The 15,230-nt window shown below is 69.6% G+C and carries 15 protein-coding genes; 9 read left to right on the top strand and 6 right to left on the bottom strand.

Annotated features, from left to right (window positions below):
- Positions 1-15 precede the first annotated feature (15 nt).
- The 6 genes from EIZ45_RS42905 to EIZ45_RS42880 all read left to right on the top strand — a co-directional run bounded on the left by EIZ45_RS42905 (position 16) and on the right by EIZ45_RS42880 (position 5,198).
- Entirely contained in the window at positions 16-336 is a 321-nt protein-coding gene (locus tag EIZ45_RS42905; protein WP_106961290.1) for an SAV_915 family protein, read from the top strand.
- A 102-nt stretch (positions 337-438) separates the two neighbouring features.
- Positions 439-2,232 (top strand): acetyl/propionyl/methylcrotonyl-CoA carboxylase subunit alpha, encoded by a 1,794-nt coding sequence (locus EIZ45_RS42900; protein WP_134669324.1) that lies wholly within the window; start codon positions 439-441, stop codon positions 2,230-2,232.
- Positions 2,233-2,286: 54 nt separating this feature from the next.
- The gene (locus EIZ45_RS42895; protein ID WP_037816059.1) at positions 2,287-2,841 is read left to right on the top strand and encodes a DUF1707 domain-containing protein; all 555 of its coding nucleotides are present in this window, start codon (positions 2,287-2,289) and stop codon (positions 2,839-2,841) included.
- 8 nt (positions 2,842-2,849) lie between these two features.
- On the top strand, positions 2,850-3,230 hold the full coding sequence (locus tag EIZ45_RS42890) for a DUF1707 domain-containing protein (RefSeq protein ID WP_067589759.1): 381 nt from the start codon (positions 2,850-2,852) through the stop codon (positions 3,228-3,230).
- Positions 3,215-4,492, top strand: a complete 1,278-nt coding sequence (locus EIZ45_RS42885; RefSeq protein ID WP_134669322.1) for a sensor histidine kinase — start codon at positions 3,215-3,217, stop codon at positions 4,490-4,492. Before EIZ45_RS42890 ends, EIZ45_RS42885 begins: the two co-directional genes overlap by 16 nt.
- A 172-nt stretch (positions 4,493-4,664) precedes the next feature.
- A complete protein-coding gene (locus tag EIZ45_RS42880) occupies positions 4,665-5,198 on the top strand; it encodes a GNAT family N-acetyltransferase (protein ID WP_205670288.1) in 534 nt (177 codons plus the stop codon).
- A 33-nt stretch (positions 5,199-5,231) separates the two neighbouring features.
- Here the strand turns inward: EIZ45_RS42880 and EIZ45_RS42875 are convergent, their stop codons facing one another.
- Complete coding sequence (locus EIZ45_RS42875; RefSeq protein ID WP_106961289.1) at positions 5,232-7,001, bottom strand: glycerol-3-phosphate dehydrogenase/oxidase; 1,770 nt, start codon at positions 6,999-7,001, stop codon at positions 5,232-5,234.
- A gap of 201 nt (positions 7,002-7,202) precedes the next feature.
- On the opposite strand from EIZ45_RS42875, the gene EIZ45_RS42870 reads away from it, so the two are divergent.
- Both EIZ45_RS42870 and glpK read left to right on the top strand, forming a co-directional pair.
- Positions 7,203-7,952 carry an MIP/aquaporin family protein gene (locus EIZ45_RS42870; RefSeq protein WP_037816065.1) on the top strand — a complete coding sequence of 250 codons (750 nt, stop codon included), beginning with the start codon at positions 7,203-7,205 and terminating at the stop codon, positions 7,950-7,952.
- A 22-nt stretch (positions 7,953-7,974) separates the two neighbouring features.
- On the top strand, positions 7,975-9,483 hold the full coding sequence (gene glpK / locus EIZ45_RS42865) for a glycerol kinase GlpK (protein WP_134669320.1): 1,509 nt from the start codon (positions 7,975-7,977) through the stop codon (positions 9,481-9,483).
- Positions 9,484-10,237: 754 nt separating this feature from the next.
- Here the strand turns inward: glpK and EIZ45_RS42860 are convergent.
- The 5 genes from EIZ45_RS42860 to EIZ45_RS42840 form a co-directional block, all read right to left on the bottom strand.
- A complete protein-coding gene (locus tag EIZ45_RS42860; protein ID WP_134669318.1) occupies positions 10,238-11,035 on the bottom strand; it encodes a VOC family protein in 798 nt (265 codons plus the stop codon).
- A gap of 84 nt (positions 11,036-11,119) precedes the next feature.
- The gene (locus tag EIZ45_RS42855) at positions 11,120-11,710 is read right to left on the bottom strand and encodes a class F sortase (RefSeq protein WP_134669316.1); all 591 of its coding nucleotides are present in this window, start codon (positions 11,708-11,710) and stop codon (positions 11,120-11,122) included.
- 62 nt (positions 11,711-11,772) lie between these two features.
- Positions 11,773-12,414: a hypothetical protein gene (locus EIZ45_RS42850; protein WP_205670287.1), complete on the bottom strand. Its 642-nt coding sequence runs from the start codon at positions 12,412-12,414 to the stop codon at positions 11,773-11,775.
- Positions 12,415-12,612: 198 nt separating this feature from the next.
- Complete coding sequence (locus EIZ45_RS42845; protein ID WP_043831840.1) at positions 12,613-13,065, bottom strand: hypothetical protein; 453 nt, start codon at positions 13,063-13,065, stop codon at positions 12,613-12,615.
- Positions 13,066-13,143: 78 nt separating this feature from the next.
- A complete protein-coding gene (locus tag EIZ45_RS42840) occupies positions 13,144-14,547 on the bottom strand; it encodes an NAD(P)H-quinone dehydrogenase (RefSeq protein ID WP_134669312.1) in 1,404 nt (467 codons plus the stop codon).
- A gap of 131 nt (positions 14,548-14,678) precedes the next feature.
- On the opposite strand from EIZ45_RS42840, the gene EIZ45_RS42835 reads away from it, so the two are divergent.
- The gene (locus tag EIZ45_RS42835) at positions 14,679-15,131 is read left to right on the top strand and encodes a gamma-glutamylcyclotransferase (RefSeq protein WP_183124553.1); all 453 of its coding nucleotides are present in this window, start codon (positions 14,679-14,681) and stop codon (positions 15,129-15,131) included.
- Positions 15,132-15,230 lie beyond the last annotated feature (99 nt).

Below are 15,230 nucleotides of genomic sequence, written 5' to 3'. Positions count from 1 at the left end.
GCGACCTTGCGCACCGTGTCCGTCTATGTTGTCGGAGTGACGAACCCCAATTTGCCCCCGGCCCTTTACCTGCCCACCGGCCCCACCGGCCCGACCACCGACGGCCAGACCGGAGCCAACGTCGAACTGCGCCGCACCCCCGACGGCCGCACCGCGCTGGTCGCCTTCACCGCGCTCGACCGGCTCGTCGACTGCTGCGGCGAGCACCAGCCGTGGATCCTGGTCAACACCGAAAACCTGGCGCTCGTGCACCAGGTCAACCCCTACGACGTCATCGTGCTCGACTCCGAACTACCGGCCGAACTGCGGCATCAGGCCCCGGCCGGACGGGTATAAACAGGACCGAACTGGGTGGTCCACCTCTCAATCCAGGCCCGGTCCTGGTCCGTAGACTCCCGGTTGACCAGCAGCTCGGCGACGGGGCACGGGAGGTATGTGGTGAGCGAGCAGGACACCGCGAGCACAGGCGGTCCGGTGACCAAGGTCCTGGTCGCGAACCGGGGCGAGATCGCGGTTCGCGTGATCCGGGCCGCGAAGGACGCCGGTCTGCAGAGCGTGGCCGTGTACGCGGACCCGGACCGCGACGCTCCGCACGTGCGCCTCGCCGACGAGGCGTTCGCCCTCGGCGGGAACACCGCGGCCGAGAGCTACCTCGCGATCGACAAGATCCTCGACGCCGCCAAGCGGTCCGGCGCCGATTCGGTCCACCCCGGTTACGGCTTCCTTTCCGAGAACGCCGAGTTCGCCCAGGCCGTCCTCGACGCGGGCCTGACCTGGATCGGGCCGAGCCCGCAGTCGATCCGCGACCTCGGCGACAAGGTGACCGCGCGGCACATCGCGATGCGCGCGGGCGCGCCGCTGGTGCCCGGCACCAAGGAGCCGGTGAAGGACGCCGACGAGATCATCGCGTTCGCCGACGAGCACGGCCTGCCGGTCGCGATCAAGGCGGCGTTCGGCGGCGGCGGCCGCGGTCTGAAGGTCGCCCGTACCCGGGAGGAAATCCCCGAGCTGTTCGAGTCCGCGACGCGCGAGGCGGTGGCCGCGTTCGGTCGCGGCGAATGCTTCGTGGAGCGCTACCTGGACAAGCCGCGGCACGTCGAGGCGCAGGTGCTGGCCGACCAGCACGGCAACGCGATCGTCGTCGGCACCCGCGACTGCTCGCTGCAGCGCCGCCACCAGAAGCTGGTGGAAGAGGCCCCCGCGCCGTACCTGTCCGACGACCAGCGCGCCCGGATCCACGAGTCCGCCAAGGCCATCTGCAAGGAGGCCGGCTACTACGGCGCGGGCACCGTCGAATACCTCGTCGCGGTCGACGGCACCATTTCCTTCCTCGAGGTGAACACCCGACTGCAGGTCGAGCACCCGGTTTCGGAGGAGACCACCGGCATCGACCTGGTCCGCGAGATGTTCCGGATCGCCCGCGGCGAAAAGCTGCGGATCACCGAGGACCCGACGCCGCGCGGCCACTCGATCGAGTTCCGCATCAACGGCGAGGACGCCGGCCGCGGCTTCCTGCCCGCGCCGGGCACCGTCACCAAGTTCGTCGCCCCGTCCGGTCCGGGCGTGCGCGTCGATTCCGGCGTCGAATCCGGCAGCGTGATCGGCGGCCAGTTCGACTCGATGCTCGCCAAGCTCATCGTCACCGGTTCGGACCGGGAGAACGCGCTTGAGCGCAGCCGCCGCGCGCTGGCCGAGTTCGAGGTCGAGGGCATGGCCACGGTGCTGCCGTTCGACCGCGTGATCGTGAACGACCCGGCGTTCATCGGCGACGAAAACGGCTTCAGCGTGCACACCCGCTGGATCGAGACCGAGTTCGACAACCAGATCGAGCCGTTCGTCGCGCCGGACGTCGAGGCCGAGGAAGAGGCGCCGCGGCAGAACGTCGTGGTCGAGGTCGGTGGACGCCGGCTCGAGGTGTCGCTGCCGGGCGGGTTCGCCCTCGAAGGCGGCGGCGCGCCCGCGGCGACGAAAGCCAAGCCGCGCAAGCGGGCAGGCGGCGCGAAGGCAGCGGTGAGTGGCGACGCGGTCACCGCGCCGATGCAGGGCACCATCGTGAAGATCGCGGTCGAGGAAGGCCAGCACGTCGAAGCGGGCGAGCTGATCGTGGTGCTCGAGGCGATGAAGATGGAAAACCCGGTAACCGCGCACAAAGCGGGCACCGTCACCGGGCTTTCGGTCGAGATCGGCTCCGCGGTCACGCAGGGAACGCAACTCTTGGAGCTCAAGGACTGAAGTTGTACTGAATGTCGTGGGTGCCGCGCGCTCGCGCGGCCTACCATCGACTACGTGACTGAGGTTCCGTCTCCGCAGCTGCGGATCAGCGACCAGGAGCGAGAGTCCGCGCTGCATGCGCTCGGTGAGCACATGAGTGCGGGACGGATCGACATCGACGAGTTCGGCGAACGATCCGCCCGGATCACCGCGGCTAAAACCCGGGGCGAACTGGGCGAGCTGTTCACCGATCTTCCGGTGCCGCATCCGGTGTTCGGCGCGGGCGCGACCGCCGCGCCGGAACCAGCGGCACCGCCGCCGATGCCCGTGCCGCAGCCCGCGGCGTCCGGCGAGGTGGCCGCGCGACAGCCGGAGTGGTCGGCAGGGCAACGCGCCGTCGCCGCCTTGGTGCCGCTGGTGTGGATCGCGGCGATCGCCCTGATCGCCACCGGCACCGCGGGATGGCCGGTGATCTTCGCGCCGATCGCGCTCACCGCGGTCGGCCGCGCGCTCTGGGGCAAGGGTTTCGAGCACCATGACCAGCACCACCACGACCGGCACCGGGAACGCCGCGAGGAGTTCCGCGCGATGCGCGACGAGCACCGGCGGCAGCGCCGGCTGGACCGCTGAGGCGGACCATGGCTGACCTGCGGCTGAGCGACGCCGAACGCCAGGACGCGCTCGATGTCCTCTCCGAGCACGTCCGCACCGGACGCCTCGACATCGACGAGTACGGCAGCCGCTCGGCGAAGGTCACGTCAGCCAAGCTGGTCAGCGAACTGGTGCCGCTGTTCGACGACCTGCCCTCGCCGCGGCCGAGCGCGCTGCTGGCCACGGCCCGGCCGGAACCGGTCGTGCCCGCGGGCAACGGCAAGCTGGGCGCGTTCGTGTGGCGGTATTCGGTGCCGCTTTCCATCGCCTTGGCGGTCGTCGTGCTCATCGTGACTCGCGGACGGTTGCTGATCGTCTTCGCGCTGCCGTTGCTGCTGATCCTGTTCAGCGGATGGCGGCGGCGCTGAGCCCGCCGGAACGCACGCGGCCGAGTCCGATGATCGGGCTGCGGCCGGGCTCGGTCGATCCGAAGGCCGAGCGATGGGCAGGCCCGCTGTTCGCCGGGATCGGGATTCTGGCGCTCGCGGTGTGCACGATCATCGCCGCCGGTCAGCCACACGGTGATCCCGTGCAATGGCGCACCACGCTGCTTCTCACCGCGGCGAGCGGACTGTGGCTGCTGGTGCTGATCCCGGTTTTCCCGAGGCGCACGCGGAAACCGTGGCTGGCCATCGGGTTTTTCGTCGTGCTGCTGGCTGGCGCGACCGTGCTCACCTCGCGAGTGGATCCGTTCACCGCTTTCGCTTCGATCGGTTACCCGATCGCGTTCGTGTTGTTCCCGACCCGCTGGAGCATCTTCGCGGCGGCCGCGACGGCAGTGGTTCCGTTGCTGGCCAAGGGAATTTGGGAGCCGTCGCCGCCATGGATCACCGCGGTGTCGATCGTCGGGCCGATTCTGTACGTGGCGTGGTTCGTCGGCGCGGAGAACGAACAACGCCGTCGCACCAACGAAAAACTCGCCCAGTCGAACGCGCGGCTGGAAACGGCGCTGACGGAAAACGCGGCGCTGCACGCACAACTGCTCACCCAAGCACGCGAGGCGGGCGTGCTCGACGAGCGACAGCGCATGGCTCGCGAAATCCACGACACTGTCGCCCAGGGACTGACCGGCATCGTCACCCAGCTGCAGGCCGCCGACCGTGCCACCGAAGCAGCGGATCGACAACGGCATCTCGACCACGTGCACACGCTGGCGAAGGACAGTCTCACCGAGGCGCGCCGAGCGGTTCAGGCGTTGCGACCGGAACCATTAGCGGACTCGCATCTGCCGGAAGCGTTGGCAGGCTTGGCAAATCGAGTGTCCGGCACTTCCGGTGCCAAGGTGACCGCCGATGTGGCAGGCGATGCCCAGCCGTTGTTGCCGGAGCTGGAGGTCGCGCTGTACCGGGTGGCGCAGGAAGCGTTGGCCAACGCGGAAAAACACGCACATGCCACCCGGATCGGCATCACGCTCACCTACACGAGCGACCTGGTCATGCTCGACGTCCGGGACGACGGAAGAGGTTTCGCCTCCGGTGACCGCGGCGACGGCACCGGCTTCGGCCTGGAAGCCATGCGCCAGCGGGTGCAACGGGTGGCGGGTTCGCTGACTATCGAATCCGCGCGTGGGGAAGGGACCGCCGTGCACGCGGAGTTCCCGGCGATCCCTTCGCCCGCTCAAGCCAGCTGACCGCCCTCGGCGCTGCCGCGACACCTGCCATGTCCGTTGCGCGGCAACGCTTCCAGCCAGCGCGCGATGTCGTGTCCCCGCCTCGCTGATCGCGGCTGCCCGCCCCTTCGGGTGACCTGGCCGTGACGCGGCACGCAGCCATTTCCCGCCTCCGGACGGCTAGGCTCGTGTCGTGGAACCCGTGGAAATCAACGCGGGCGCGTACTACCTGCGCCAGCTGCGCGCGGACCGGCATCTCGACGACCGGCCCGCGCTGATGGAGGCGTTCGCGGACCCGCAGCATCGGCGGTACGTGCTGAACTACCGGTTGCGCACCCCCGACGAGGCCACCGAGTACGTGACGCTGCGCGCCGCTCAGTGGGCGTGCGACGAGCGCTGCTCGTGGGCCGTCGCCGAGCCGGAGACCGGCCGCCTGCTCGGCGAGGTCGGGCTGCGCGACCTGGACCTCAACTTCGGCACCGCCGAGGCGTCGGTGTGGACGCATCCGGCCGAACGAGGCAAAGGCATTGCGGCAGTGGGGCTTTCGGCCGCGATCCAGTTCGGGTTCGCCCGGCTGGGCCTGCACGAGATCGCTTATCGGCACGACGAAAGCAACACCGCGTCCGAGATCGTCGCGCGGCGGGCCGGGTTCAGCCGGGTCGGGCCCGAAGACCGGCCCTCGCCCAGCGGGGAAACGCTCATTCGCTGGGTGCTCAAGCCCTCGTGAGTGCCGGTTCTGCCCGGCACTCACGAGGAAAGCTCAGCTGACCGGCTCGATCAGCCCCGCGCGAGCCTCCGGCGCGGCCGCCCGCAACGCGTCCGCCGACTCGTCCGTCGGCTGCAGCTGCGAATCCCGCTCCGCCTCGACCCGCGCCCGGTAGACCTCGACCTCGCGCTTGGTCTCCTCTTCCGACCAGCCCAGCACGCCAGCCACCAGCTGCGCGACCTGCTCGGCGCAGTCGACGCCGCGGTGGGCGTACTCGATGGAGATCCGCGTGCGCCGGGCGAGGACGTCCTCCAGGTGCAGCGCACCCTCGTGGCTGGCCGCGTACACGACCTCCACGCCCAGGTAATCCGGCGCCGACTCGATCGGCTTGAGCAGCTCCGGCCGGTCCGCCGCGAGCGCAAGCACCTCGTGCACCAGCGAGCCGTAGCGGTCGAGCAGGTGCCGCACGCGGTACGGGTGCAGCCCGTGCTCCGCGGCCAGGTGATCGGCCTGGTTGACCAGCGCGTGGTAGCCGTCCGCGCCGAGCAGCGGGACCTTGTCGGTGATGGACGACGGCGGGCGGCCCGGCAGGTCGACCACCGCGGCGTCGACGGCGTCGGCCGCCATCACCCGGTACGTCGTGTACTTGCCGCCCGCGATCGCCACCAGACCCGGCGCGACCCGCGCGACCGCGTGCTCGCGCGACAGCTTCGACGTCTCTTCGCTCTCGCCGGCCAGCAGCGGACGCAGGCCCGCGTACACGCCTTCGATGTCGTCGTGCGTCAGCGGCGTCGCGAGCACCGAGTTCACGTGTTCGAGCAGGTAGTCGATGTCGTGCTTGGTGGCCGCCGGATGCGCCAGGTCGAGGTTCCAGTCGGTGTCGGTGGTGCCGACGATCCAGTGGTTGCGCCACGGGATGACGAACAGCACCGACTTCTCGGTGCGCAGGATCATGCCCGACTCCGACACGATCCGGTCGCGCGGAACCACGATGTGCACGCCCTTGCTGGCGCGCACGCGGAACCGGCCGCGGCCGCCGGACAGCCGCTGCAGTTCGTCGGTCCACACGCCGGTGCAGTTGACCACCGCGCCGGCCTGGATCTCGGTCTCGCGGCCGTCCTCGACGTCGCGCACGCGCACGCCGGAAATCCGGTCCGCCTCGCGCAGGAAGCCGACGACCTGGGTGGAGGTCCGGACCACCGCGCCGTAATGCGCGGCGGTGCGCGCGACGGTCATCGTGTGCCGGGCGTCGTCCGACTGCGCGTCGTAGTACCGGATGCCGCCGATCAGCGCCGACCGCTTGAGCGCGGGGACCATTCGGAGGGCACCCGCGCGGGTGAGATGTTTCTGGCCCGGCACCGACCGGGCGCCGCCCATCGTGTCGTACATCAGCAGCCCGGCGGCGGTGTACGGACGCTCCCAGATCCGGTGCGTCAGCGGGTACAGGAAGCTCACCGGCTTGACCAGGTGCGGCGCGATCTTCGTCAGCATCAGCTCGCGCTCGTGCAGCGCCTCGCGCACCAGGCCGAACTCGAGCTGTTCGAGATAACGCAGGCCGCCGTGGAAGAGCTTGCTCGACCGGCTGGACGTGCCGGACGCCAGGTCGCGGGCCTCGACGAGAGCCACCCGCAGGCCGCGGGTCGCCGCGTCGAGCGCGGTGCCCGCGCCGACGACGCCGCCGCCGATCACGACCAGGTCGAAGGTCTCGTCGCCGAAACGCCGCCAGGATTCCTCCCGGCCCGCCGGACCCAGCTGGGCCGGGTCGCTGCCGTTGCGCGGATTCGTCACCACTCGTTCCTCCTCGTGCTCCACCTTCCCCAGCATCGCACGCTTGCGTGATCGTCTGCTGACCCCGAGGTGACACGTGTGGCGGAACCCATGACGATCATGGTCACATTGGTTCGCCCGGCTTATGGATTGCACGCGTACGCGACGGTAACGTGCCGCGGACTGGGGTCGGCGACGAGGCTGTGGCCGGACGTGATCGGCCCTGCACAGACTGTCCAGTGTGGAGGTGCGGAGAGCGTGAGTCCGGGTGCGATCATCGTCTGGGAACTGTTGGGCACGGCAGTGCTCCTGTTGCTGGGCAACGGCGTTGTGGCCAACGTCGTGCTGCGAAAGAACAACGGCTTTCAAGCCGGAACCCTGTTCATCACCTTCGGGTGGGCCTTCGGCGTGTTCGCCGGCGCCAGCCTCGCCGCGCCGACCGGCGCGCACCTGAACCCGGCGGTCACCCTCGGGCTGGCCATTTCGGGCAAGGTTTCGTGGGCGGACGTGCCGTTCTACCTGATCGGCGAAATGCTCGGCGCGATTCTCGGCGCCGTGCTGTGCTGGCTGACCTACAAACTGCAGTTCGACGACCATCCGAATCCGGAGGAGACGCTCGGCATTTTCTCCACCGCCCCGCAGATCCGGAACAAGGCGTGGAACCTGGTGACCGAGGTCATCGGCACCTTCGTGCTGGTCGGCTGGATCCTGCTGACGCCGGCGTTCAAGACCGCGTCGGACGGGACGCCGACCTTCGGCAACACCGCGCTCGGCTACGCCGGGGTGTCGTTCGTCGTGCTGGTGATCGGTATTTCTCTCGGCGGGCCGACCGGCTACGCCATCAACCCGGCCCGCGACCTCGGCCCGCGGATCGCGTACGCGTTCCTGCTGCCGATCAAGGGCAAGCGCGACCCGGACTGGAACTACTCGTGGGTGCCGGTCCTCGGTCCGCTCCTCGGCGCCGCGCTGGCGGCGCTGGTGTACCTGGCCGTGCACAACCTGACCTGATCCAGCTTTCCGGAGGGAATCCATGACTTCGTATGTCGCCGCGATCGACCAGGGCACCACGTCGACGCGTTGCATGATCTTCGACCACTCCGGCCGTGTCGTCGCGGTCGACCAGCGCGAGCACGAGCAGATCTTCCCGAAGGCGGGCTGGGTCGAGCACAACGCCGAGGAGATCTGGGAAAACACCCGGGCGGTCGCGGCGGGCGCGCTCGCCAAGGCCGACCTGCGGCCGACCGACATCGCCGCGGTGGGCATCACCAACCAGCGCGAGACGGCGCTCGTGTGGGACCGCAAGACCGGGAAGCCGGTGTACAACGCGATTGTCTGGCAGGACACGCGCACCGACAAGATCGCCGGCGAACTGGGCGCGCTCGGCGGCGGCCAGGAGCGCTACCGCGAGAAGACCGGGCTCCCGCTCGCGACGTACTTCTCCGGCCCGAAGATCAAGTGGATCCTCGACAACGTCGAGGGCGCGCGGGCCAAGGCCGAGGCGGGCGATCTGGTGTTCGGCAACATGGACACCTGGGTGCTGTGGAACATGACCGGCGGCACCGACGGCGGCGTGCACGTGACGGACCCGACGAACGCGTCGCGCACGCTGCTGATGGACCTCGACACCCTGCAGTGGGACGAGGACATCGCGGCGGAGATGGGGATCCCGCTGTCGATGCTGCCGGAGATCCGGTCGTCGTCGGAGGTGTACGGCAAGGTCCGCCCGCGCGGGGCCCTCGCGGAAGTGCCGATCGCGGGCATCCTCGGCGACCAGCAGGCGGCGACGTTCGGCCAGGCGTGCCTTTCGCCGGGCGAGGCCAAGAACACCTACGGCACCGGCAACTTCGTGCTGCTGAACACCGGCACGGAGAAGGTCCTGTCGGAAAACGGCCTGCTCACGACGGTCTGCTACAAGATCGGCTCGAACGACACGGTGTACGCACTGGAGGGTTCGGTCGCGGTCACCGGTTCGCTCGTGCAGTGGCTGCGGGACAACCTGGGGTTGATCTCGTCGGCGGCCCAGATCGAGGAATTCGCCCGAACGGTCGACGACAACGGCGGCGCGTACTTCGTGCCCGCGTTCTCGGGCCTGTTCGCCCCGTACTGGCGCTCCGACGCCCGCGGCGCGATCGTCGGCCTGACCCGGTTCGTGAACAAGGGCCACATCTCGCGCGCGGTCCTGGAGGCGACGGCGTTCCAGTCGCGAGAGGTGATCGACGCGATGAACGCCGACTCGGGTGTCCCGCTGAAGTCCCTGAAGGTCGACGGCGGGATGGTCGTGAACGAACTGCTGATGCAGTTCCAGGCGGACATCCTGGGCGTGCCGGTGATCCGCCCGGTGGTGAACGAAACGACGGCCCTGGGTGCGGCTTATGCGGCGGGGCTGGCGGTCGGGTTCTGGGAGTCGGAGGACGACATCCGGACCAACTGGGCGAAGGACAAGCAGTGGGACCCGTCGATGGACGAGTCGCGGCGGGAGAAGGAATACCGGAACTGGAAGAAGGCGGTGACGAAGACCTTCGACTGGGTGGAGGACTGATCCCTCCGGTCGGGTCTGCGGTGGGCCGCGGTTGAGCTTTCCGGTGGGCTCCGCCGCCGCAACGGTGTGCGGTTTGGCTGGCCGATGGTCGTGAGGGGAACCCTGGGGGAATCTGATTCCGTCAGGGTTCCCCTCATGTACTTCTGGCCCGCGCTGCCGACTCCACCGGACGCGCCGACCTCGCCACCGATCCCGCCGCGAATAGGCACAGCGCAGCCCGACACCGCCGAACTCAGCTCAGGCTGGCACCGGGCAGAGTCCGGCCCGACAACCGCAAGCCGCACCAAACCGGCTCGCCCAACTCAGCGCAGCCACACGACCCTGCCCAGCTTGACAGCACGGCCTACCGCCGCACAGCCACAAGGCCCCGCCGAGTCCGGCAACACGGCCTGACACCGCACAGCCACACGGCCCTGTCCGCCGGACAACACGGCCCAGCGCAGCACAAGCCACGCGGCTCTGCCCAGTCCGGCAACACGCCTGCCACCACACAGCCGCACGGCCGTGCCCGCCGGACAACACGGACCAGCGCAGCACAGCCACACCGCCCGGCCCGGCAACACGGCCGCGCACCGCACAGCCACACGGCCATGCCCGCCGGACAACACGGCCCAGCGCAGCACAGCCACACCGCGCGGTCCGGCGACACGGCCCAGCGCCGCAAAGTCCGCCGCCCGCCGATCCGCCGCCCCGCCGGTCAGCCAACTCGCCCAACCAGCCTCGGCGAGGGCTCACATCACCTTGGCCCCAACCGTCACCCCCACCCCTCCTGGGTCCCGGACTGCGAGTTCGGCGCCATCAGCGAAAACCCCGCCCCTTGGTCATCCACCGCGATCACCATCCGGCCGTGCGGGGTGTCCGTTGGCGGGTTCACCACCGTCCCGCCGAGGTCCGGGATCCGCGCTGCGGCCTCGTCCGCGTCGGCGGTCCAGAAGTACGTCACCCAACCAGGCGATGCCTGGCTGTCCGCGGCCAGCTCGCCAAGACCACCGACCGGCCGGCCGTCGACGTCCAGCGTTGCGTACGTGAAGCCTGGCCCGGACATGTCGCCGAAGCCGTATCCGAACACGTCGCCGTAGAACTGCTTGGCCGCGGCGAAATCCCGGGTCATGCATTCGTTCCACGCGGGAGCCCCTGGCGTCAGCGTCGCCTGCGTGCCGGAGTGCCTGCCTGGCTGCCACAGGCCGAACGTCGCTCCGGTCGGGTCGGTCGCGATGGCCATCCTGCCTTCGGTCAGGACGTCCATCGGCGGTGCGATGACCTGACCGCCCGCCTCGGCGATCGCGGCTACCGTCTTGTCCACATCGGACACTGACAGGTACGTCGTCCACATCGGCGGCATGCCTGCCTGCTCCGGCGGGATCTGCCCGATGCCCGCGACCGGCTTGCCGTCGATCTGCGCCATTCCGTAATAGCCGGTCTCCGGGCCGCCGGATTCGACTGTCCAGCCGAGCAGCGACTCGTAGAACGTGACCGCCTTGTCGCGGTCAGGCACCATCAAGTCGCCCCAGCACGGTGTGCCCGCGGGCCACGGTTCTGTCCTGGTGATCATGCGTGCCTCCCAGAATTGTGCCAACCGCCACAGTGTCGCACCGGGCACCGACAAAATCGGGGGCGTCTTGTTCAATGCGCGGGGTCACTGCCCGCCGTTCACCAGATGGGCGTACACGATGATGTTGTCCACATAGCTGTGCTCGGCCCGGTCGAACGCGCCGCCGCAGGTGATCAAACGCAGTTCCGGGTCCGAAGTGTCCCCGTAGACCGCGTCGGTCGGGAAGACGTCCTTCGGCACCTGGTCCACTTTGGTCACCTCGAAGTGCGCGGTGGTGCCGTCGCGGCGGGCGATATCGACGTCGTCTCCCGGCTTCATTTCCTTGAGCCGGTAGAAGATCCCCTTGTGCTTGTTCCCGTCGACGTGTCCGAGCACGACCGCGGGGCCGACCTCACCGGGCGTCGGGCCGTTTTCGTACCAACCGGCCTGCAAGGGTTTGCTGACCGGCGGGACCTGTACCGAATTGTCGGGATTGAGGCCGAGCGGCACGAGACTGGAATGCGCGTCGATGCTCGGGATGTCCAGCGACACCGGCTCCGATTTCGGCATCGCCGCCGACGCAATCGAGGAAACCGGCGGAGCGCTGGAAGCGGGTGCGGCGGTCGTCGCGCCGACCGAGCAGCTGGCCAGCAGCGCGGCGAGCGCGACGGACGCCGCGGCGAGTGTCTTCCTCATCGTCTTTCCCCCGATCCGCCCGGGCCTGGCCGCGGGAAAAGCAGCCAGGCCCAGGAGACTAGTCAGCCACGCTGGCGACGACGCGCCACCACGAGCCCGGTGCCGCCGAGGGCCAGCACGCCCATCGCGCCCGCCGCGAGCGGGAGGCCGAGGTCGGACTGGTTGTCCGCGACCGGCCCGTCCGTGCCGCCGGTCTGCGGCGCGCCGGACGGGACCTTGCTGACCTGCTTGGGCGCGGGCGTGGGCGTCGGCTTCGGGACGGGCTTCGCGCCCAGCACGGTGAACTTCGTGGCGATGTCGCCGCTGCCGCAGGAGAACGACACCTGGTACGTACCGGGCTTCACGCCGTTGCGAACGGTCGCGGTGCCCTGCGAGACCGGAGCCTTCGACGGGTCGCCCTGCGGACCGACCGGGTGCAGCTTGCCGAACTGCAGCGCGGCCGAGCTCAGGTTCTTGATTTGCGAGGCCTCGCAGCCGACGCGCACCGTGACGCGGTCCCCGGGGTGGCCGGACGACGGCAGCACCCGGATGAAGGCCTTCGGCACGCCGCCGCTGTCGCCAGGCGGTTCCTCCGGCGTGGAGGAAGGCGGAGCGGTGGTGGTGCTCGACGGAGGCGGCGTGGTGGACGTTTCAGCGGCGAAAGCCGGTGCGGCCGAAAGCATTCCGGCGGCGACCAGAGCGGAGAAAACAACGGTACGCTTCATGACACTCCCCTTGATGAAAATACGATTCCCGCCGCGCACGGGCAGCGGCGAATCCGCGTCCGGCCGGCAGTTCCCCCTGCGGTCCGGGCGTTTTCGTTCCGACAACCACCAAGACGCCTCCGCCCGGCCCGGGGTTGCCCCGGATACGAAAAAACCGCCGGAAACAATTTTCCGGCGGTTTTCTCGAAGCATGGATGATTAGCCGGCGAGGCTCCCGTCGCCCGCTTTCGCCGCGCCCTGGGGCACCCGCGACACCTGCGCGGCGGGCACGGTGAACGTCGCGTTGTACTGCTTCCCGGCGCACGTGACGGTGAGCGGATAACTGCCGGGTTTGGTGCCCGGCACTAGGTTCGCGTGCGCGCTCATCGTGGCCTTCACGCCGACCATCTCGCCGTAGAAGTACTGAGAGAACTGCAGCGCGGGCGAGCTGAACGCCGCCGTGCCCGCCTTGGCACCCGGGCAGTAGGCGAACGCCACGTTCGGGTCCGAGCCGCGCTGGTAGGCGTTCACCTGGCCGTGCAGCACCGCGGTGTCCTGGTTCAGCTGCACCGTCACCGGATCGGGGGCCGGACCGTCCGCCGCCACCGCCGGGACCGCCGTCCCGGCCAAACCGATCGCCGCCGCCACCGCGAAAATCGCGCTCTTGCGCACCCTTGTTCCTTCCCCGTGCCACACGTCCTCAACCCGCTAGACGCGGTGTGCGGCACGGGGTTGCCCGGCTGGGAAAAATCAGTCCAGATCGTCGTGCCGCATGAGCTGACGGCCCGCTTCGGTGATCGATCCGGACAGCGACGGGTACACCGAGAACGTGAGCGCCAGGTGGTCCACCGTCAGCTGGTTCTGCACGGCCAGCGCGATGGGCAGGATCAGCTCGCTCGCCGACGGCGCGACCACGACACCGCCGACCACCACACCGGTAGCCGGGCGGCAGAACAGCTTCACGAAACCGCGCCGCAGGCCTTCCATCTTCGCGCGCGCGTTGGTCGCCAGCGGCAGCATGATCGTGCGCGCGGGCACCTCGCCGGAGTCGATCGCCTGCTGGCTGATGCCGACGGTCGCGATCTCCGGGTGGGTGAACACGTTCGCCGCGACCGTCTTGAGCTTGATCGGCGCGACGCCCTCGCCCAGCGCGTGCCACATCGCGATGCGGCCCTGCATGCTCGCCACGGACGCGAGCATCAGCACGCCGGTGCAGTCGCCCGCCGCGTACACGCCGGGGACGCTCGTGCGCGACACCCGGTCCACCGCGATGAAGCCGCCGGGCCCGGGCTCGATGCCGACGCGGTCGAGACCGATGTCGGCGGTGTTCGGGATGGACCCGACGGTCATCAGCGCGTGGCTCGCCTCGATCACGCGACCGTCGGCCAGGTGAACTTCGACGCCCTTCTCAGTGCGCTCGACGCGTTCCGCACGGGCCTGCTTGGCCACCGTGGTGCCGCGCTGGGAGAAGACCTCTTCGAGCACCGCGGCGGCGTCAGCGTCCTCGTGCGGCAGCACGCGGTCGCGGCTGGACACGACGGTGACCTTCACGCCCATCTCGGTGTACGCGGACGCGAACTCGGCGCCGGTGACGCCGGACCCGATCACCGCGAGGTGTTCGGGCAGCTCCGTGAGGTCGTACAGCTGACGCCAGTCCAGGATCCGCTCGCCGTCCGGCACCGCGCCGGGCAGCACGCGCGGGGTCGCGCCGGTGGCGATCAGCACGACGTCGGCGGACAGCGATTCGACCGTGCCGTCGGAGTGCGTGACTTCCACCGTGTGGGTGGCCAGACCCGGCTCGTCGTCGGCGAAGCGAGCTTCCGCGGTGATCACGCGGACGCCCTCGCGCTGCACGCGGGCACGGATGTCGGCCGACTGCGCGAGCGCCAGCCCTTTCACTCGCCCGTGGACAGTCGGCAGGTCGACAGTGGTGTCCGCCATGTCGGTGTTGATGCCGAGCTCGCCGAGGTCGTGCATCTTCGCGAGCGCGCCGGACGAGGCGATGAACGTCTTCGAGGGCACGCAGTCGTAAAGGACACAGGCGCCGCCCAGGCCGTCCCGCTCGACGATCGTCACGTCGGCGCCGTGCTGCGCCGCGACCAAGGCGGCTTCGTAGCCCGCCGGGCCGCCACCCATGATCACGATCCTGGTCACCGGGGTCCTCCTAGGTACGCGTGCTTGGCGGTGGTCCTGACCCTACGCGGCGAACCTGACCGGCAAGCGAAGTGCCCGGACACGGCATGTGCATCCGATCGTGCGACGGATGGGTCGCTAGGCTGTGCCGCGTGCCGTTGTATGCCGCTTACGGATCCAACATGGAGCCCGCCCAGATGCTGGAGCGCGCCCCGCACTCGCCCATGGCGGGCACCGGCTGGCTGGAAGGCTGGCGGCTGACCTTCGGCGGCGAGGACATCGGGTGGGAAGGCGCGCTGGCCACCATCGTCGAGGACCCGTCGTCGCGGGTGTTCGTGGTGCTCTACGACGTGACCGCGCTCGACGAGGAACGGCTCGACCGCTGGGAAGGCGGCGAGCTGGGGATGCACACGAAGATCCGGCTGCGAGTCCAGACGATGGACGGCTCGGTGCTGGCCTGGCTGTATGTCCTGGACGCTTACGAGGGCGGACTGCCCTCGGCGCGCTATCTCGGGGTGCTGGCGGACGCCGCCGAGGCGGCCGGGGCCCCGGCCGATTACGTGGACGATCTGCGCACCCGGCCGTGCACCGGGATCAGCGGCTGACGCTTTCTTCTTGACGGCCCCCATGCCGCGTCGCCCCGCTGCCCGGCGCACAGGACGCGCCGGGCAAGGCAAACGTACGTGAGGGGAACCCTGAGGGAA

The organism is Amycolatopsis sp. CFH S0740, from assembly GCF_004522315.1.
GTDB lineage: Bacteria > Actinomycetota > Actinomycetes > Mycobacteriales > Pseudonocardiaceae > Amycolatopsis > Amycolatopsis nivea.
This window is presented reverse-complemented; position numbering and strand designations above follow the sequence as displayed.